Source organism: Streptomyces sp. NPDC037126, assembly GCF_055605965.1.
On the sequence record NZ_JBVJTD010000003.1, the window covers coordinates 100666 to 118645 of the forward strand.

Annotated in this window: 17 protein-coding genes; 8 read left to right on the top strand and 9 right to left on the bottom strand. The window is 73.6% G+C overall.

Annotated elements, in window-relative coordinates; all coding sequences use genetic code 11:
- Nucleotides 1-122 precede the first annotated feature (122 nt).
- Nucleotides 123-626: a DUF4234 domain-containing protein gene (locus ACZ7FF_RS09095; RefSeq protein ID WP_470810734.1), complete on the bottom strand. Its 504-nt coding sequence runs from the start codon at nucleotides 624-626 to the stop codon at nucleotides 123-125.
- Between the two features lie 385 nt (nucleotides 627-1011).
- On the bottom strand, nucleotides 1012-1458 hold the full coding sequence (locus ACZ7FF_RS09100) for an ATP-binding protein (protein WP_470811428.1): 447 nt from the start codon (nucleotides 1456-1458) through the stop codon (nucleotides 1012-1014).
- A 363-nt stretch (nucleotides 1459-1821) separates the two neighbouring features.
- On the opposite strand from ACZ7FF_RS09100, the gene ACZ7FF_RS09105 reads away from it, so the two are divergent.
- Nucleotides 1822-2130, top strand: a complete 309-nt coding sequence (locus tag ACZ7FF_RS09105; RefSeq protein ID WP_470810735.1) for a hypothetical protein — start codon at nucleotides 1822-1824, stop codon at nucleotides 2128-2130.
- Nucleotides 2131-2252: 122 nt separating this feature from the next.
- Here ACZ7FF_RS09105 and ACZ7FF_RS09110 read toward each other — a convergent pair whose 3' ends face one another.
- Nucleotides 2253-3065 carry an AfsR/SARP family transcriptional regulator gene (locus ACZ7FF_RS09110; RefSeq protein ID WP_470810737.1) on the bottom strand — a complete coding sequence of 271 codons (813 nt, stop codon included), beginning with the start codon at nucleotides 3063-3065 and terminating at the stop codon, nucleotides 2253-2255.
- Nucleotides 3066-3287: 222 nt separating this feature from the next.
- Between ACZ7FF_RS09110 and ACZ7FF_RS09115 the strand changes: the two genes are divergently transcribed.
- From ACZ7FF_RS09115 to ACZ7FF_RS09125, 3 genes are all read left to right on the top strand, one after another.
- A complete protein-coding gene (locus ACZ7FF_RS09115; protein ID WP_470811430.1) occupies nucleotides 3288-3692 on the top strand; it encodes a hemerythrin domain-containing protein in 405 nt (134 codons plus the stop codon).
- Between the two features lie 64 nt (nucleotides 3693-3756).
- On the top strand, nucleotides 3757-4977 hold the full coding sequence (locus tag ACZ7FF_RS09120) for a sensor histidine kinase (protein ID WP_470810738.1): 1221 nt from the start codon (nucleotides 3757-3759) through the stop codon (nucleotides 4975-4977).
- A 139-nt stretch (nucleotides 4978-5116) separates the two neighbouring features.
- Entirely contained in the window at nucleotides 5117-5725 is a 609-nt protein-coding gene (locus ACZ7FF_RS09125; RefSeq protein WP_470810739.1) for a response regulator transcription factor, read from the top strand.
- Nucleotides 5726-5734: 9 nt separating this feature from the next.
- On the opposite strand, the gene ACZ7FF_RS09130 is transcribed toward ACZ7FF_RS09125, so the two are convergent.
- Entirely contained in the window at nucleotides 5735-6367 is a 633-nt protein-coding gene (locus tag ACZ7FF_RS09130) for an NADH oxidase (RefSeq protein WP_470810741.1), read from the bottom strand.
- 336 nt (nucleotides 6368-6703) lie between these two features.
- On the opposite strand from ACZ7FF_RS09130, the gene ACZ7FF_RS09135 reads away from it, so the two are divergent.
- On the top strand, nucleotides 6704-8755 hold the full coding sequence (locus ACZ7FF_RS09135) for an NAD(+) synthase (protein ID WP_470810742.1): 2052 nt from the start codon (nucleotides 6704-6706) through the stop codon (nucleotides 8753-8755).
- A gap of 13 nt (nucleotides 8756-8768) precedes the next feature.
- On the opposite strand, the gene ACZ7FF_RS09140 is transcribed toward ACZ7FF_RS09135, so the two are convergent.
- Nucleotides 8769-9482: a TIGR03943 family putative permease subunit gene (locus tag ACZ7FF_RS09140; RefSeq protein ID WP_470810743.1), complete on the bottom strand. Its 714-nt coding sequence runs from the start codon at nucleotides 9480-9482 to the stop codon at nucleotides 8769-8771.
- Nucleotides 9479-10504, bottom strand: a complete 1026-nt coding sequence (locus ACZ7FF_RS09145) for a permease (protein WP_470810744.1) — start codon at nucleotides 10502-10504, stop codon at nucleotides 9479-9481. The genes ACZ7FF_RS09140 and ACZ7FF_RS09145 overlap by 4 nt, the downstream gene beginning before the upstream one ends.
- A 153-nt stretch (nucleotides 10505-10657) precedes the next feature.
- Here ACZ7FF_RS09145 and ACZ7FF_RS09150 point away from each other — a divergent pair, with 153 nt between their 5' ends.
- On the top strand, nucleotides 10658-12469 hold the full coding sequence (locus ACZ7FF_RS09150) for a potassium channel family protein (RefSeq protein ID WP_470811432.1): 1812 nt from the start codon (nucleotides 10658-10660) through the stop codon (nucleotides 12467-12469).
- Between the two features lie 9 nt (nucleotides 12470-12478).
- Here ACZ7FF_RS09150 and ACZ7FF_RS09155 read toward each other — a convergent pair whose 3' ends face one another.
- Nucleotides 12479-14296 carry a S9 family peptidase gene (locus ACZ7FF_RS09155; protein ID WP_470810745.1) on the bottom strand — a complete coding sequence of 606 codons (1818 nt, stop codon included), beginning with the start codon at nucleotides 14294-14296 and terminating at the stop codon, nucleotides 12479-12481.
- 83 nt (nucleotides 14297-14379) lie between these two features.
- Between ACZ7FF_RS09155 and ACZ7FF_RS09160 the strand changes: the two genes are divergently transcribed.
- Complete coding sequence (locus ACZ7FF_RS09160; RefSeq protein ID WP_470810746.1) at nucleotides 14380-15219, top strand: class I SAM-dependent methyltransferase; 840 nt, start codon at nucleotides 14380-14382, stop codon at nucleotides 15217-15219.
- A 43-nt stretch (nucleotides 15220-15262) separates the two neighbouring features.
- Nucleotides 15263-16054 carry an SURF1 family protein gene (locus tag ACZ7FF_RS09165; protein ID WP_470810747.1) on the top strand — a complete coding sequence of 264 codons (792 nt, stop codon included), beginning with the start codon at nucleotides 15263-15265 and terminating at the stop codon, nucleotides 16052-16054.
- Nucleotides 16055-16064: 10 nt separating this feature from the next.
- On the opposite strand, the gene ACZ7FF_RS09170 is transcribed toward ACZ7FF_RS09165, so the two are convergent.
- Together ACZ7FF_RS09170 and ACZ7FF_RS09175 are read right to left on the bottom strand one after the other, a co-directional pair.
- Entirely contained in the window at nucleotides 16065-17135 is a 1071-nt protein-coding gene (locus tag ACZ7FF_RS09170) for a hypothetical protein (protein WP_470810749.1), read from the bottom strand.
- Nucleotides 17136-17202: 67 nt separating this feature from the next.
- Entirely contained in the window at nucleotides 17203-17886 is a 684-nt protein-coding gene (locus ACZ7FF_RS09175) for a SigE family RNA polymerase sigma factor (protein ID WP_470810750.1), read from the bottom strand.
- Between the last annotated feature and the right edge of the window lie 94 nt (nucleotides 17887-17980).

Below are 17980 nucleotides of genomic sequence, written 5' to 3' on the forward strand. Positions count from 1 at the left end.
ACCGGCGGCGTACGACGACACCGGCCGGGAACGGAGGAAGCCCGCGGCGTCCGGAGCGGACGGAGCCGTGGGCTTCCTCTGTTCTGCCGGGGCCGGTATGGGCCGGCCGGGTGGTCGCGGGGTCAGGCGGCCAGCTGGACCTCGGTGCCCGGCTGGGCGCCCGGGTAGGCGTCGACGACCAGGTTGAGCTGGCGCTGCATGTACCAGATGTTGAGGCCGAAGACGAAGGTCAGCCAGGTGCTCACCGCGGGGCTGCAGGTCACCGGCAGGCCAGCCGCGCGCTGGGCGTTCGCTATGGCCTTGCCGGTGTTGTGGAACGAGATCAGCGGGGCGACGAGGGTCCACCCCAGGAAGATCATCACCAGCACGCTGCCCCCCGGGCTGAGGGTGCGGCGCCGGTCGAACTCCTGCAGCTCCTTGTGGATCTTGTAGTACCAGACCAGCTGATAGATGCCGAGGGTGACGATCGGCAGGCCGAGCCACACCGCGACCGGTCCGCGGCGCTTCATGGCCAGACCGGGCAGGCGGACCGCGGCCGGGACGCCGGCGGTGCCGGGCGCAAGGGGGCCGCCGGCCGGGTTCGCGACGGCCGGATCGGCTTCGGTGGTGGGCTTGATCTCGTCCATGTTGTGGGCTCCAGTGGCTGGTTCTGGTCTCAGCCGCAGCAGGATGGCAGCAAGTAAAGGCGGCGTGAAGATAGTTGGCTCTTCAATGAAGCTTCGTCACGTGATTGTGATCAGCCCCGTCCCGGGGGCGGCGGCGAGCCACAAGTCGCCTGCGCACAGGGGAACTTGCCGTCCGGTTACGGCTCGGTGACGTCCGCTCGGCTCCGGGCTTCCCCCGTCTGTCCGGCGCGGGTGGTGACGAGGCCGACGGTCACGTGGCCCACACCCGCGGGGGCGGGATCTCGCCGCGGGCGACGTCGTCCCGGCGGAGCCGAACAGTCCCGTGAACGCCGTCGACGACGCCACGGCCGCCGCCATCGTCGCCGCGCGGCCGATGGGGCGTCCCTCAGGGATGGCGGCCCGCCACGTCTCCGCCGGGGTCGTCCGCGAGGGTCACGCGGGCCGTGATGCGTTTGCCCACGGGTTCCCGGTGGGCCTCGAAGCTCTGGCACACGGCCATCACTATCTCCAGGCCGTGCTGCCCCACGCGTCCGGGATCGGCCGCACGGGCCACCGGGAGCACGGTGTCGCTGTCCCAGACGGTGACCTCGACGCCGCCGCCGATCAGCTCCAGGTCCAGCAGACAGGGGCCCGGAGCGTGCTTGCAGGCGTTGGTCATCAGCTCGCTCACCACGAGCTGCACCACGCCCATCGCCCGGCCGGACACCGGGAGGCCGTGCTCGGCCTGCACCTGGGCCAGGAAGCCGCGGGCCAGCTCACGGGCGTCGGGAATGTCACCGGAATGGCGGCCCTCGTAGGCCGCCGAGGCACGGATCAGCATCAACTCGGTCATGTGGGTCTGCTGCGCATCCCGCTGTCCGGCGGCGCCGTCCATGCCATCGCCCTCTGCCTGAGCGTCCGATCTCGCCAGTGCGGTTACCCCGGGATTCCCGCCCCACTCAGTCGTCCCACCCGCAGCGCCGGCCCGGCGGGTCGGCGGGGTCGCCGTGCGCGGCCCGGGGTGCGCCCGTCACACACGGTCACGACGACCCCGGGAGCATGTCCGGGCCCTCCATGATCACGGCAAACCATGTCGTTCCGGGCAATCCAAACGGGCCTCCCCGACGTATCCAAGTAGAGCGGCAGACCGGGGTCCGTCCCGGTCGGCCGGTCCCGTGCAGTCGCGCGAGACGATGGGAGGAAGGGTGTGACCATCATGCGAGCACATCGTGCGTGGCGTCTCGTCGGGGTGTCCGCGGCCAGTCTCCTGATGGCCGGCGGCGCCGCGGTCGGCGCGGCGGGCACCGCCGGCGCGGCAGCCCCCGCTGTCCACACTCATGTGGCGACCGACCGGTGCTTCGGCAACGACTGGCGCTGCTTCGACAACGGCGGGTTCCGCTTCGGCCACCGCTTCGACGACGGTTTCTTCGGCAACCGTTTCGGCTTCAACGGGTTCAACGGGTTCGACAACGGCTTCTTCGGCAGTCGCTTCGGCAACACGCCCTTCGTGATCGTGGTCCGCTGACGGTCGCCGCAGGCCCGCCCCGGGGGCGCGTCCGCCACGGACGCGCCCCCGATCGGCCGTAGGAGTGGGCCGGCAGGGAAGAGGCCCCGCACCGGGGCGCACGCACGGCTCTTCTCGGGCGCTCACCCGGCGAACAGGTCGAGCGCGCGCCCGGTCCCCGCGTCGGCGTCCAGCACCGGGTCGCCGCCGAGGACCGCCCGCTGCAGTCGCTGGAGCCGCTGGGAGGGCTCGATGCCCAGCTCCTCCACCAGATGGGTGCGCAGGCTCTGGAAGACGTCCAGGGCCGCGGACGGGCGGCCGGCGCGGTAGAAGGCCACCATGGACTGCGCGTGCAGGCTCTCGTGCAGCGGGTGCCGGGCGGTCAGCGCGGTCAGCTCGGTGAGCAGCTCCGCGTGGCGGCCGAGCCGCAGCTCGACGTCGTTGCGCCGTTCCAGCAGCCCGAGCCGGCTCTCCTCCAGCCGCATCTTCTCGATCTCCAGCAGCGGCCCGGTGCGCACGTCGACCAGGGCGGGACCCCGCCACAGGCCGAGGGCCTCCCGGAACCAACGGGCCGCCTCCTGGTCCTCGCGCCGTTCGAAGGCGCGGCGGCCGAGGGAGGACAGCCGGTCGTACTCGTGGACGTCGATGCTGCCGGGCTCCGCGCGCAGGAGGTATCCCCCGTGCCGGGTCAGCAGCAGGTCCTTGGAGCCGCCGGGCTCCCCGTGCAGGGCGGTCTCCATGCAACGGCGGAGCTGGAGGATGTACGTCTGCAGCGTGCCGAGCGCGCTGCGCGGCGGGACGTAACCCCAGATCTCCTCCATGAGCGCGGAGACGGGCACGACCTGATTGGCGTAGATGGCGAGCAGTGCCAGGATCTGCCGCGGCTTCGACGCCGTCGGCAGGATCGGCACACCTTCCAACTCGGCGTCGAGAGACCCCAGAACGCGGATCTGCATTCGGCACCCCCTGTCTCAATCCCTCAATCGTCGGACCTCGAACGTGCCATGCGGCACCGCCCGCCGACAGTGCTCCAGTCCCCTCCGCGGACTGTCTTCCTCCTGCTCCCGGCGTGAACAATTCATGGTCGGCACAAGGGTGTTCGACGACCGTGCCGCCACGGACAGCGCCTGCCGCCGACGACCCGAGCGGGACTCGAGCGGGCCCGGCCGCTCGGCGAGCTGGCCGCCCGGGCCGCCCCAGGTGACACGGGCCGGTCCCGGGTGCTCGCCGCGCACTTCGGCGACGTACGCACCGGGCTGAGCAACCACCACCACGGCGAGGACGAACTGCTGTGGCCGCCGATGCCGTCCCGGGTCGGCCCGGAGCGCGAGGTGGTGCTGCGCATGGAGGCGCAGCACGAACGCGTCGCCGGGACGCTGTCCGCCGTCGACGCCCTGATGGCCAGGTGGGCGCCCCCCAGGACCCCGCGCCCGTGGAAGGGCGCGGAGCCCCGTGTGTGCGAGGCGGTGGAGCACAACAGCCGTACCCGAACCCGCCTTTCGTCCCGAGCGGCCCCAACGAGGCCGTGGCGGGCGGCCGTTCCCCACGCACTCCTCACAGCCGTCCGACATGGTCAGGTCTAGACTGGACGTCGGACGTACATCAGGCACGCACAGTCACGACACGAGAAGAGGCTCGTGCACGGGGATGAACACCACCGACCGGAGCACGTCCGCAACGCCTTCCCGCCCGCCGCAGTACAGGGCGGCCGCCGCCGCCAGGACCGCCCGGGGCATCCTGGTGGCCGCGCTCCTGTGTTACCTGGGCATCACGATCCTCAACCTCCTGTCCGAGCACCCCGGTCCGCGCCGCATGGCCGTCGGGCTGAGCTCGCTGGTGCTGGTCTTCCTGCTGCAGCTGGTGCACTCGGCCCCGGAGGCGGGCGCGGCCCCGGTGCGGCGCAAGGTGCTCACCCTCACCGCCCAGGGCCTGCTGTCGTACCTGCCCCTGCTCTGGTACGGCCTGTCCTGGGGCGCCATGGCCGGCTTCTTCGCCGGCTCCCTGCTGCTCCTGCTGCCCCCTCGATGGGGCTGGACGCTGTACGGGGCCACCACCCTCAGCCTGCTCGTCCCCGGGATCCTGGCCGGACGCGGTGCCGTCGACGTGGTGTACATGTGCCAGACGACCGCCCTGACCGGTCTCGTCGTCTACGGTCTGACCCGCATGGGGAGCCTGGTGGCCCAGCTGCACCGGGCCCGCACCGACCTGGCGCGGCTGGCCGTCACCAAGGAGCAGCTGCGCTTCTCGCGGGACCTGCACGACCTGCTCGGGTACAGCCTCTCCGCGATCACCCTCAAGAACGAGCTGATCCACCGCCTCATCCCGGCCCACCCGGTGCGGGCCCGGGAGGAGGTCGACGAGGTACTGCTGATCTCCCGTCAGGCGCTCGCCGACGTGCGCCGGGTGGCCAGCGGGTACCGGGAGATGTCGCTCACCGCCGAGGTCGCCTCCGCCGAGTCCGTGCTGACCGCGGCCGAGGTGTCGGTCCAGGTCGAGCTGGACGACTCGGTCGGCTCGTTGCCCGTCCAGACGTCCACGGTGTTCGCCACCGTGGTGCGCGAGGGCGTCACCAACCTGCTCCGGCACACCAAGGCCTCGTACTGCCGGATCTCCGCGCGGGTCGCGGACGGCGCGGTCCGGCTCACGATGGTCAACGACGGCCTGGTCACCGGGTACGGGGACCCCTCCCCGCACAGCGGCTCGGGGCTGGGCAACCTGCAGAGCCGGCTGACGGCCCTCGGCGGCTCGCTGACGGTGGAGAACCGCTCCGCGGCGGGCGGCGACGAGGTCACCTTCCGGCTCGTCGCCGAGGCGCCGGCCCCGGACGGCGGCGGGGAGCCGCCCCGCTCCGCGGAGAGGGTGCGCTGAGCTCCCCGGGGAACACACCGGCGGAGAACAGAACGCGCTTACGGATTCCGGCGCCTGAGAAGTTCCGCGGCGGCGTCCCTTCGATAGGATCCGGACACGGAGTCCGCCAGGATCACGTGCTGGGGACGGGGGAACGGACATGATACGGATCCTGCTTGCCGAGGACATGCACATGGTCCGCGGAGCACTGGTCGCCCTGCTGGGCCTGGAGGACGACCTGAAGGTGGTCGTCGAACTGGAGCGCGGTGACGCGATCCTGAACGCGGCGCGCGAGCACCGGCCGGATGTGGCCGTCATCGACATCGACCTGCCGGGCCTGGACGGGCTCAGCGCGGCCGAGCTCCTGCACGAGCGCATCCCGGAGTGCCGGACGCTGATCCTCACCAGCCTGGGGCGCCCCGGCACCCTGCGCCGGGCGATGTCGGCGCGCGTCTCCGGCTTCCTGCTCAAGGACGCGCCGCCCGGCGACCTCGCCCAGGCCGTCCGCCGGGTCGCGGCCGGCCACCGGGTGATCGACCCCCAACTGGCGCTCGCCGCCTGGGGCGGCAGCGAGAGCCCGCTCACCACCCGCGAGACCGAGGTGCTGCAACTGGCCGCCGAGGGCATCGAACCGCACGAGATCGCCGAGCAGTTGCACCTGTCGACCGGCACCGTGCGCAACTACCTGACCACCATCGTGGCCAAGCTCAACGCCCGCAACCGGGTCGACGTCATCCGCATCGCCCGGGAGTCCGGCTGGCTGCCGTAGGCCGCGCGGTCACCCCCCGGTGACCGCCACTCCGGCCCCGGTCAGGTAGTCGAGGATCGCCAGGGTCAGCTCGGCGGGCAGCGGCAGCGCCTCCACCATCGCGTCCGGGGTGACGGGCCAGCCGAGCAGCGACAGCACCCACATCGCCTCGGGCCGGTGGACCACCACCCGGTGCTCCAGCGTCCGGCACTCGACCGCGAACGAGGACCCCCGCACGGTGATCGTCACACCGGGCCGCAGATGCAGCGGCCGCTGCGGCGCCGGCCGTATCCGCGAGAAGCCGGCGGTACGGCCCACCGGCACCACCGAGAGCACCGGGCCCCTGAGGTCCTCCAGGCCGAGAGTCCTGATCACCATGTGGGAGAGCCGGTGCAGCACCGGCAGCAGCACGGCGTAGGTGTCCGGAGGCCGGTCCTCCGCGTCCGGCCACGGCACCAGGTTGGCGAGCCGCACCGGACCGAGCTCCATCCGGCGCAGCGCCTCGGCCACCGCGGGCGCGGGATCCTCCACCCGTTCGGTGCCGGGCGGCCCGCTGAGCGCCAGCGTCCGCCCGTCCGCCTCCCACTCCACCACCACGTCCTCGCGCAGGGACCACAGATGGTGCAGGCGCAGCGCAATGTCCTCCGTGCGTCGCGGGTTCACGGTCTACGGACCTCCTCGGAGCACCCAGCCGGACCGGCACAGCCCCCGTTGGCCCGTTCACGCGCACCCACGAGTATGGGGGCGCGGGCGGCCCCGCAGGCAGCGAACGGCTCACACGGGCGACGTGAGGAAGTCACGGGCGCCTCCGTCCGCGCACACCCCCGGGCGACCCGCCGGACGTGGGCGCCTCCTCCCGCGAGATGTCCGGCTGCGACGGCGGGCCGGCTGCCTGCCACGCCCGAGCCCACCGGCGGCCCCCGCCGGAGAAGATCTAGGCTCTTCCCGTAGGACATTCGTTTCGTCTGTGGGGTCCGTGGCGTGGTGAGGGAAGTCCCGTTGAACTTCTGGTCGATCTATCAGCATGGCTTCGCACGCGTCGCCGCGTGCACGGGCCACACCGTCATCGCCGACCCGCACGCCAACGCCGGGGCGGTCCTGCGCCAGGCACGGCGCTGCGCCGAGGAGGGCGTCGCCGTCGCCGTCTTCCCCGAGATGGTGCTGTGCGGCTACTCGATCGAGGACCTGCTGCTGCAGGACCCGCTGCTCGACGCGGTCGAGTCGGCGCTCGCCGAGGTGGTGGCCGGGACGGCGGACCTGCTGCCGGTGCTGGTCGTGGGCGCCCCGCTGCGCCACCGCAACCGGATCTACAACTGCGCCGTGGTCGTCCACCGCGGCCGGATCCTCGGCGTGGCACCCAAGTCGTACCCGCCGAACTACCGGGAGTTCTACGAGCGCCGGCAGATCGCCCCGGGCGACGACGAGCGCGGCGGGACGATCCTGGTCGGCGGCGAGCCCGTGCCGTTCGGCGTGGACCTGCTGTTCGCGGCGGACGACGTCCCCGGCCTGGTGCTGCACGCGGAGATCTGCGAGGACATGTGGGTGCCGGTGCCGCCGAGCGCCGAGGCGGCCCTGGCCGGCGCGACCGTCCTCGCCAACCTCTCCGGCAGCCCCATCACGGTCGGCCGGGCCGAGGACCGCAGGCTGCTGTGCCGCTCGGCGTCCTCGCGCTGCCTCGCCGCCTACGTCTACGCGGCGGCCGGCCTCGGCGAGTCGACCACCGACCTGTCCTGGGACGGCCAGACCATGATCTACGAGAACGGGGCGCTGCTGGCCGAGTCCGACCGCTTCCCGCTCGGCGAGCAGTTCGCGGTGGCCGACGTCGACCTCGACCTGCTGCGCCAGGAGCGGCAGCGGATGGGCACCTTCGACGACAACCGGCGCACCCACGCAGCCCGCACCGCCGACCTGCGGACGGTCTCCTTCCGCCTCGACCCGCCGGCCACGGACCTCGGGCTCAGGCGCCGCGTCGAGCGCTTCCCGTTCGTGCCCGCCGACCCCGACCGCCTGGCCCTGGACTGCTACGAGGCCTACAACATCCAGGTCGCCGGACTCCAGCAGCGGCTCGCGGCGATCGGCGGCCCCAAGGTGGTCATCGGCGTCTCCGGCGGCCTGGACTCCACGCACGCGCTGATCGTCGCCGCCCGGGCGATGGACCGGGCGGGCCGCCCGCGCAGCGACATCCTGGCCTTCACCCTGCCCGGCTTCGCCACCAGCGACCACACCAAGGACAACGCCCACCGGCTGATGCGGGCGCTCGGCGTCACCGCCGCCGAACTGGACATCACGCCGACCGCGCGGCTGATGCTCCAGGAGATGGGCCACCCGTTCGCCTCCGGCGAGCCGGTGTACGACGTCACCTTCGAGAACGTGCAGGCCGGCCTGCGCACCGACTACCTGTTCCGGCTGGCCAACCAGCGCGGCGGCATCGTGCTGGGCACCGGCGACCTCTCCGAGCTGGCGCTCGGCTGGTCCACGTACGGCGTCGGCGACCAGATGAGCCACTACAACGTCAACTCCGGCGTGCCCAAGACGCTGATCCAGCACCTGATCCGCTGGGTCATCAGCAGCGGCCAGTTCGACGAGGAGACCGGCCGGATCCTGGCCGCGATCCTCGACACCGAGATCAGCCCCGAGCTGGTGCCGGGCGAGGAGATGCAGTCCACCGAGTCCAAGATCGGCCCGTACGCGCTGCACGACTTCACCCTCTTCCACGTGCTGCGCTACGGCTTCCGGCCCTCCAAGACCGCCTTCCTGGCCTGGCACGCCTGGCACGACGCGGACGCCGGCGCCTGGCCGCCCGGCTTCCCCGAGGCCAAGCGGGTGGCGTACGACCTCACGGAGATCCGGCACTGGCTGGAGGTCTTCTGTCGCCGCTTCTTCGCGTTCGCCCAGTTCAAGCGCTCGGCCATGCCGAACGGCCCCAAGGTCTCGGCCGGCGGCTCCCTCTCCCCCCGCGGCGACTGGCGCGCCCCCTCGGACGGCAACGCGCGCGCCTGGCTCGCCGACCTCGACCGGTTCGACTTCGAGTCGGCCGCCGCGGAGCGCTGAGCGGCCCCGGGCGTCAGTTGTTCCAGGTCTCGTCGTACGGGTCGTGCGGGACCGGGACCGGCGTGGCGGACGTGACCTTCAGATAGGGGACGGGGCCGTTGTTGACGGGGTCGTGGGTGAGCCGGGGGACGTAGGTGCCCGTGATCTCCAGCCAGGCGTCCGGGCGCAGGACCGGCGGCAGCTGGCCGGTGAGCGCGATCTTCACCGGCTGGGCGTCCGCCGCGCAGCAGTTGAGGGCCATGCGGACCAGGTAGGGCGCGCCCGAGTGGTCCAGGGCGAGGAAGCCGGTGACCCGGACCGGGCGGCCGTGCAGGGAACGGCCGTGGTCGTAGGCCGCGCGGGAGGCGTAGTCGACGACGGAGAGCGGGACCGGGTCGCCGGCGGGCACCGGGCCCAGGGCGTACGGCTTCTGCAGGGCCGTACCGGCGCGCAGGGCGCTGTAGGAGCCGAGCGCCGGCGGGGCGATCAGGATGAGGGCGAGCAGGGGGAGCAGCAGCAGCCAGGAGATGCGGGGTTCGGGGTGGGAGTGCCCCTGCTCCGGGCGGCGCCCGCGCCGGCGTTCGTACCAGGCCGTCGCCAGCGCCGCCACGATCAGCACCGCGCCCGACGCCAGCAGCAGCGGCTGCAGCCCCGCCTTCACGTAGCGCAGGTACAGCCCGGTGCTGCCCGCGTGCAGCAGGGCGGCACCGAGCAGGAACATGACGGCGGCCTGGGCCTGGCGGTTCACAGCAGCACCGTCCCCGTGACGACCGCGCCCGTGACGGCCAGTACGAACGTGGCGGGCGCGAAGCGGAGCGCGAAACCGCGGCCGAAGGTGCCGGCCTGCATCGCGAACAGCTTGAGGTCGATCATCGGGCCCACCACCAGGAACACCAGCTTGGCCGTCATCGAGAACTGGGTGAGGGAGGCCGCGACGAACGCGTCCGCCTCCGAGCAGATGGACAGCAGCACCGCCAGGACGGCGAGGGCGAGCACGGCGACCAGCGGGTTGCCCGCGGCCGTGCGCAGCCACACCGCCGGGGTCGCCGCCTTCAGCGTGGCCGCGGCCATCGCGCCCAGCACGAGGAAGCCCCCGGCGTGCATGGTGTCGTGCCGCACCGAGTTCCAGAACGTCTCACCCCTGGTCTCGCCCTCGTGCGCGCCGTGGGCCGGCGGCCGCAGCCAGTCCGTGCGGCCCACGCGCTGCCACAGCCAGCCCATCGCGCACGCCACCAGCAGGCTCGCCAGGAACCGGCCCACCACCATCTCCGGGTCGCGCGGGAAGGCGACGGCGGTGGCGGTGAGCACGATCGGGTTGATCGCGGGCGCGGAGAGCAGGAAGGCGAGGGCGGCGGCCGGGGTCACGCCCCGGCGGACCAGGGCGCCCGCCACCGGCACCGAGGCGCACTCGCAGCCTGGCAGCACCGCGCCCGCGACACCGGCCACGGGCACCGCGAGAGCCGGGTGGCGCGGGAGGGCGCGCGCGAAGAAGGACGGCGGCACGAACACCGCGATCGCCGCCGAGAGCAGCACGCCGAGCACCAGGAACGGCAGCGCCTGGACGGTCACCGCCACGAACACCGTCATCCAGCTCTGCATCAGCGGGGTGCCGAGGGCGCCCCGGATCCGGGACTGGGCGAGCACCGCCAGCACGAGCGCCAGGGTCAGCACCAGCGGGGAGCTGAGCCGCCGGCCCTCCTGCCGGGGCCCCGAAGGGTGTTCCGGCGCCCGCGCGCCGGTGCCGGGCGGGGCGTCTTCGGTGATGGCCACGAACGGGTACCTCCGGCTGGTGGGCTGCCTCCCCCTCAGTACGCCGCCGGTCCCACGAGCGTTCATCCCGTTGCTGGAACCACTCCTCCCCTTGGGGCAGTCTTTTCCCTCGTGGTGAGCGTTCCGTATCAAGGAGGGCCGGGCGGCCCGCACATGGTGGTCTGCGGGGACGACGGGCTGGCGCACCGGCTGGCCGCCGAACTGCGCGGGGTCTACGGCGAGCACGTCACCCTCGTGGTGCCGCCGACCGAACGCATGGCCGGGCCCCCGGTGGTCGGGCGGGCCCGGGCCGCGTCGGCGGCGCTGCTCGACCGGATGGTCAGCGCCGCGGTCGGCCGGGGCGCCGCACCGGCCCCGCCCGCACCGGCGACGGCGGGCAACGGCGGCGGCGACCGGGTGCTGGAGGCCGTCGCGCTGACCGAGGCCGTCCTCGCGGAGGCCGGGGTGGAACGGGCCGCCGCGCTCGCCCTCGTCCACGACGACGACGAGACCAACATCCGTGCCGCGCTGACCGCCCGCCGGCTCAACCCCCGGCTGAGGCTCGTCCTGCGGCTCTACAACCGGCGGTTGGGCCAGCACATCGAGGAACTCCTCGACCAGGCGGCCGCGTTGGCGTACGGGGACGGCGACGGGGGCACCGAGGCGTCCACCACCGTGCTGTCCGACGCGGACACCGCCGCGCCCGCCCTGGCCGCCACCGCGGTCGCCGGCACCAGCAAGGTCGTGCAGACCGAGGGGCTGCTGCTGCGCGCCGTGGAACGCCCGCTGCCCGGCGACGGGCAGTCCGCCGGTTCGGGTCTGTACACCCTGGCCCTGCTGTCGGGCGGCGATCCGGCCGGCCCGGACGGCGCCGGGGAGCAGGAGCCGCGGCTGCTGCCGGACGACGAGGAGGTGCGGCGGGCCGGCGGGCGCACGGCCGTGGTGCTGGAGCAGGTGTCGTCCGCGGGCGGGACGGAGTCGGCCGCGCCCGGCCGGGGGGTGGGCGGGGTACCGCCGCTCGCCTCGCTGTTCTCCCGGCGGCTGCGCTGGTCGCTGGCCGGGCTGGTGGGCTGTGTGGTCGCGCTCGCCGTCGCGCTGTGGGCGGTGACCCCGCGGATCCATCCGCTGCGGGCCTTCTACCTCACGCTGCTCGACATGTTCGCGATCGACGACCCGGCCCTCGGCGCACCGCTCGGCCGCCAGCTGCTCCAACTGCTGTCCGGCCTGGTCGGCCTGCTGCTGCTGCCGGTCCTGCTGGCCGCCGTCCTGGAGGCGCTGGGCACCTTCCGCACCGCCTCCACGCTGCGCAAGCCGCCGCGCGGACTGGGCGGGCACGTGGTGCTGCTCGGGCTCGGCAAGATCGGCACCCGGGTGCTGACCCGGCTGCGGGAGCTGAACGTGCCCGTGGTGTGCGTCGAGTCCGACCCTGAGGCCCGGGGGCTCGCGACCGCGCGGCGGCTGCGGGTGCCGGTGGTGCTCGGGGACGTCACCCAGGAAGGCGTCCTGGAGTCCGCCAAGATCCACCGGGCGCAGGCGCTGCTCGCGGTGACCAGCGCCGACACCACCAATCTGGAGGCCGTGCTGTACGCGCGGTCCGTACGGCCCGATCTGCGGGTCGTACTGCGGCTGTACGACGACGACTTCGCCACCGCCGTGTACCGCACCCTGCGGGCCGCGTACCCGCAGGCGCTGACCCGCAGCCGGAGCGTCACCCATCTGGCCGCGCCCGCGTTCGCCGGCGCGATGCTCGGGCGGCAGGTGCTGGGGGCGATTCCGGTGGAGCGCAGGGTGCTGCTGTTCGCCGCCGTCGACGTGGGCGGGCACCCCCAGCTGGAGGGCCGGACGGTGCGGGAGGCGTTCCGGGCCGGTTCCTGGCGGGTGCTGGCGCTGGCGGGCCGGACCGACACGCCTCCCGGTCATGTGCTGGAGAAGGGCGACCGGGTGGTGGTCGCCGCGACTCGCCGGGGGCTCGCGGAGCTGCGCTGAGCCCTTCGCTCAGGAGGCGCCCAGATGCCTCGCCGCGAAGTCCATCTCCAGTCTCACCTGCTTGATCCGCTCGTCCACCACCAGCGAGCCGTGTCCCGCGTCGTACCGGTACACCTCGTGGACGGCGCCGCGGGCCTCCAGGCGCTTGACGTAGTTGTCGATCTGGCGGATGGGACAGCGCGGGTCGTTGACGCCCGCCGAGATGTAGACCGGGGCCTTGACGCGGTCGACGTAGGTGAGCGGGGAGGACGCCTCGAAGCGCTCCGGGACCTCCTCCGGGGTGCCGCCGAGGAGCGTGCGGTCCATGGCCTTCAGGGCCTCCATCTCGTCGTGGTACGCGGTGACGTAGTCCGCGACCGGGACGACCGCGACGCCCACCGTCCACGCCTCGGGCTGGGTGCCGAGGCCGAGCAGGGTGAGGTAGCCGCCCCAGGAGGCACCGGTGAGGACGAGGCGGCCGGGGTCGGCGAGGCCGGAGGAGACCGCCCACTCGCGGACCGCGGCGACGTCCTCCAGCTCGATCAGGCCGACCCGGTGCTTGAGGGCGTCGGTCCAGGCGCGGCCGTAGCCGGTCGAGCCGCGGTAGTTGATGCGGATGACCGCGTAGCCCCGGTCGACCCAGGCGGCCGGGCCCGCGGCGAAGGAGTCGCTGTCGTGCCAGGTGGGGCCGCCGTGCAGGTCGAAGACGGTGGGCAGGGGGCCGCTCGCACCCGCCGGCTTCTGGATCAGGGCGTGGACGCGGCCGCCGGGGCCCTCCACCCAGACGTCCTCCACCGCGACCGACGGCGGGCAGGCCAGGCCGGGCGGGTCGAGGACGATGCCGCCCTTGGTCGACCGCACCGCCGGGGGCTCGGCGGCCGACGACCACAGGTACTCCACGCTGCCGTCGGGCCGGGCCGTGGCACCGGAGACCGAGCCGGGCGGGGTGGGGATGCGGGTCAGCTCGCCGTCCGCGAGGCCGTAGCGGAACAGTTCGCTGCGGGCCTCGAAGCTGTGGGCGATCAGCAGGGCCGCGCCGTCCGGGTACCACTCGGCGCTGACGTCACCGGGCAGGTCGAGGGCGAGGTCGGTCTCCCGGCCGGTGGCCACGTCCCACACCAGCGGCTCCCAGCGGCCCCGGCGCTGGTGCCCGATGAGGAGCCGGCTGTCGCCCTCGACCGGGGCGAAGCCCAGCACCTCCAGGCCCAGCTCCTCGGTGCCGCCCTTGGTGTCGTCCAGCTCGGCGACGGTCGTGCCGTCCGGGCGCAGCACGCGCAGCGCCGAGTGCATGGCGTCGCCGTGCTCGGTGTGCTCGACGGCGATCAGGGAGCCGTCGTGCGACAGGTCGCCGACGCCCGCCGACTCGCGGTGGCGGTAGATCTCGACGGTGCCCGCGCCCTCGCGCGCGAGGTGGATCGTGGTGCCGTCCTCGTCCGTGGAGCGGCCGACGACCGCCGTGCGGCCGTCGCGGGCCAGGGCCAGGCCGGCCGGGTAGGAGGGTTCGAGGCCCGGGACGCCCGGCTCGTCCGGCCCGCCCGTGAAGGGCTGGCGGCGCCAGACGCCGAACTCGTCGCCGTCCTTGTCGTCGAACCACCAGATCCAGGCGCCGTCCGGGGAGAGCACGCCGTCCGTCGTGCCGTTCGGCCGGTGTGTCGCCTGCCGTTGCTCGCCCGTGGCACGGTCCCAGGCGTACAGCTCGTACGTGCCCGTCGCGTTCGACACGAACAGGGAACGGTCCGGCGCGTCCTCCGCCCAGTCGGGCAGGGAGACCCGCGGCGCCCGGAAGCGCTTCTCCCAGTCGGGCGTGTCCGGCGTCTGCTGCGCGGGCGACGCGCCGCTCTCACTCATGGCCCCAGTCATGCGCCCATACTGCCTGGCCGCGGCGACAATTGGGTGGCGGGTGTGCGCAGCCTGTGGATAACTTTCCGATCATGAGCGCAACGACCGCGGCCGCGTCCGTCCCCGAGGGCTGGCGCGAGGACAACCGGGCCCTGTGGGACGAGCGGGTGCCGGTCCACCTCGCCGGTGAGTACTACGACCTCGCCGGCTTCCGCGCCCGCCGCGACGTGCTGCGGGACTTCGAGACGGCCGAGGTCGGCGACGTCACCGGCAGGACCCTGCTGCACCTGCAGTGCCACATCGGGCTCGACACGCTCTCCTGGGCGCACCGCGGCGCCGCGCGCGTCGTCGGCCTGGACTTCTCCGCCCCGGCCGTCGAGGCGGCCCGCTCCCTCGCCGCCGGCCTCGGCCACGGTCCGGAGCGCGCGGCCTTCGTCACCGGCGACGTGTACGACGCGGCGCGGACGGTGCCCGAGCCGTCGTACGACATCGTCTACACCGGGCTCGGCGCCCTGTGCTGGCTGCCCGACATCCGGCGCTGGGCCGAGACCGCGGCCTCGCTGGTCGCCCCCGGCGGCTTCCTCTACCTCGCCGAGTTCCACCCGATCACCGAGTCCCTGGACGACGCGACCGGCACCCGGATCGTGCGCGACTACTTCTCCCGGGACGCCCAGGTGTACGACGAGCCCGGCACCTACGCCGACCCGGACGCCGCCACCGTCCACAACCGCAGCGTGGAGTGGCAGCACACCCTGGGGGACGTCGTCTCCGCGCTCGCCGCGACCGGGCTGCGCCTGGAGTTCCTGCACGAGCACGACGTGTCGCTCTTCCCGCGCTTCGGGAACTTCGAGGTGCGCGACGGCTACCACCGCTTCCCGGCGGACCACCCGCGCATCCCGCTGGTCTACTCGCTGAAGGCCGTCAAGGACTGACCCCCGGGCGGGGCCCCGGCGGGGGCGCCGTACCGTGGAGGGCGTGTACCGGTTTCTGCTGACTCCCCGCTGGTGGGGCATCAACGTCTTCGTGCTGCTCGCCATCCCGTTCTGCATCTTCATGGGGACCTGGCAGCTGAGCCGGTTCGAGGGCCGGGTGCACGACAGCCGCGCCGCGACCCGGCAGGCCGCGTCCGACCAGCAGGAGGCCGCACGGCCGCTGGACTCGATGCTGCCCGTCGACAAGGCCACCTCGGGCCGCCGGGTCACCGCGCACGGCCACTACGGCAGTCAGCTGCTGGTGCCCGGCCGGCAGCTGGGCGACAGGAACGGCTTCTACGTGCTGACCCTGCTGCGCACCGGCTCCGGCAAGTCGCTGCCCGTGGTGCGGGGCTGGCTGCCGGGCCGGGCCGACGCGGCGAAGGCACCGGCCCCGCCCGCCGGCGAGGTGACCGTCACCGGCGCGCTGCAGGCCTCCGAGACGCCCGGCGACAACGGGGTCGGCGCACAGAGCGGACTGCCGGCCGGGCAGACCGCGGCGATCAGCTCGGCCTCGCTGGTCAACCTGGTGCCGGACCGGCTGTACGACGCGTGGGTGACGCTGGACCGGGCCGACTCGGGGATGAAGGCCGTGCCCGCGACCGCGCCCGAGGGCACCGGTCTCGATCTGAAGGCGTTCCAGAACCTCGGCTACACGGGCGAGTGGTTCGTCTTCGCCGGCTTCGTGGTGTTCATGTGGTTCCGCCTGGTGCGGCGGGAGGCGGAGGCGGCCCGGGACGCCGAGCTGGGTCTGGTGCCGGAGCAGGACTCCCCGGTCACCGTCGTCGGCGGCTGACCCCGCCGCGCTACGCCCCCGCCAGCACCCCGGTGTAGTACACGGTCCCCGCGCACTCCCCCGGCACCACCGCCGACGCGGCCGGCGAGCCGGTGGGGGCGGTGTGGGTGACCAGCACGCTGCCGTCGGCCGTGCCGTCCTCGGAGTACAGCTGGGTGGTGGTGCCGGCCGAGCCGCCGGTGTCGGTCGTGCCGTCGGTGGCACCCGCGTCCTGGGTGGGGGTCGGGTCGGGCGTCGCGCCGCCGCCGTCCGTGCCGCCGGTCGTGCCGCCGCCCGTGGTGGGGCAGGTCTCGGAGGGCACGAAGGCGAACTTCTCCTGGTAGGCCGAGCCCGGCTGGAGGACCAGTCCGGAGACCTCGAGGGACGGGTCGGGCAGGCCGGTCGCCGCGTCCCCGGACGTGTGCCGGGTGAGGACGATCTTGGCCTGGTCCGCGGCGCCCTGCGCGCTCGCGCCGATGGTGCCGGGACCGCCGACGGTGCAGGCGGTGGAGGAGACGTTCATGACGCGGAAGCTGCCGTAGACCACGCCCGCGGAGTCCGGTGCCGCGGCGCTGCCGGTGGCCGAGCCCAGCTGGGCGGCCGTGCACACCGGGACGCCCGCGGTCTCGCTGGCCGAGGGGTCGGCGCCGGTGGAGCCGGTGGCGCCGCCGCCGTCGCGGCCCTTCTGGTCGTTCTTCCCGGGCTCCTTGCCGGGCTTGACGCTGCTGCTGCCGGCGTCCTTGCCGCCGTCCGGGCCGCCGCCCTTGCCCTTTCCGGGGCCGGTGCCGCCCTGGGCCTGCGAGGACTGGCCGGCCATGGCGGTGTTGGGGTCGGTGCCGCCGCCGGAGTCCGAGACGTGGACGAGGGCGGGAACGGCCGTGCCGAGGAACAGGGCCGCGGCGGCCATGCCGACGGCGGCCTGCCGCTTGCGGGCCCGCCGGGCGGGTACGGCCCGGCGCAGGTGCTCCAGCGTGCCGGTGCGCGGCTCGATGTCGTCGACCGTGGAGTGCAGCAACCGGCGCAGGGCCGACTCGTCCGATTCGAGCCCGTCGGGGCCCTGGTCGAGCCCCCCGGTGCCCTTTTCGTCGGGGCCGTGGTTCACAGTTCTGTTCCCAGCGTGCGGTGACGTGTGGTCGTGCTCGTGATGCTTCGTCGGTTCAGGTCGTCCCTCATGCCGGCGCCTCCATGGCCACCCGCAGCGCGGCGATGCCCCGTGAGCCGTACGCCTTCACCGAGCCCAGCGAGATGCCGAGCGTCTCGGCGACCTGGGCCTCGGTCATGTCGGCGAAGTAGCGCAGCACGAGGACCTCGCGCTGGCGGCGCTGCAGGCCCTTCATCGCCTTGATGAGGTCCCGGCGCTCCAGCTGGTCGTAGGCGCCCTCCTCCGCGCTCGCCATGTCGGGCATCGGCTTGGAGAGCAGCTTCAGGCCGAGGATGCGCCGGCGCAGCGTGGAGCGGGAGAGGTTGACGACCGTCTGCCTGAGGTAGGCGAGGGTCTTCTCGGGGTCGCGGACGCGCTTGCGGGCCGAGTGGACGCGGATGAAGGCCTCCTGGACGACGTCCTCGCAGGAGGCGGTGTCGTCGAGGAGGAGGGCGGCGAGACCGAGCAGCGAGCGGTAGTGCGCCCGGTAGGTCTCGGTGAGGTGGTCGACGGTGGTCCCGGCGACCGCGGTGGTCTCGGCCGCCGCGGTCTCGTCGGAGCCGTCACGCTGACTGGGTATGCGGGCGGGCCGCGCTGCGGGCATGGGCGCGATCACCGGCATGCCGCCGGGCGTGCGGGGCCGGAGCGCCGCACGCGGCGGCCGGAGGGCCGCGGTGCCGCGGGCCGCAGTGAGTTCGAGTACCTCTGCCACGCCAGTTGGACACGTCTGCCCCCGCCAGGGTTGTACGTGCCGGGCGTCACATGTGCGACAGACGGTGGTGCCCCAAGTGCCGTCATGCGTCCCG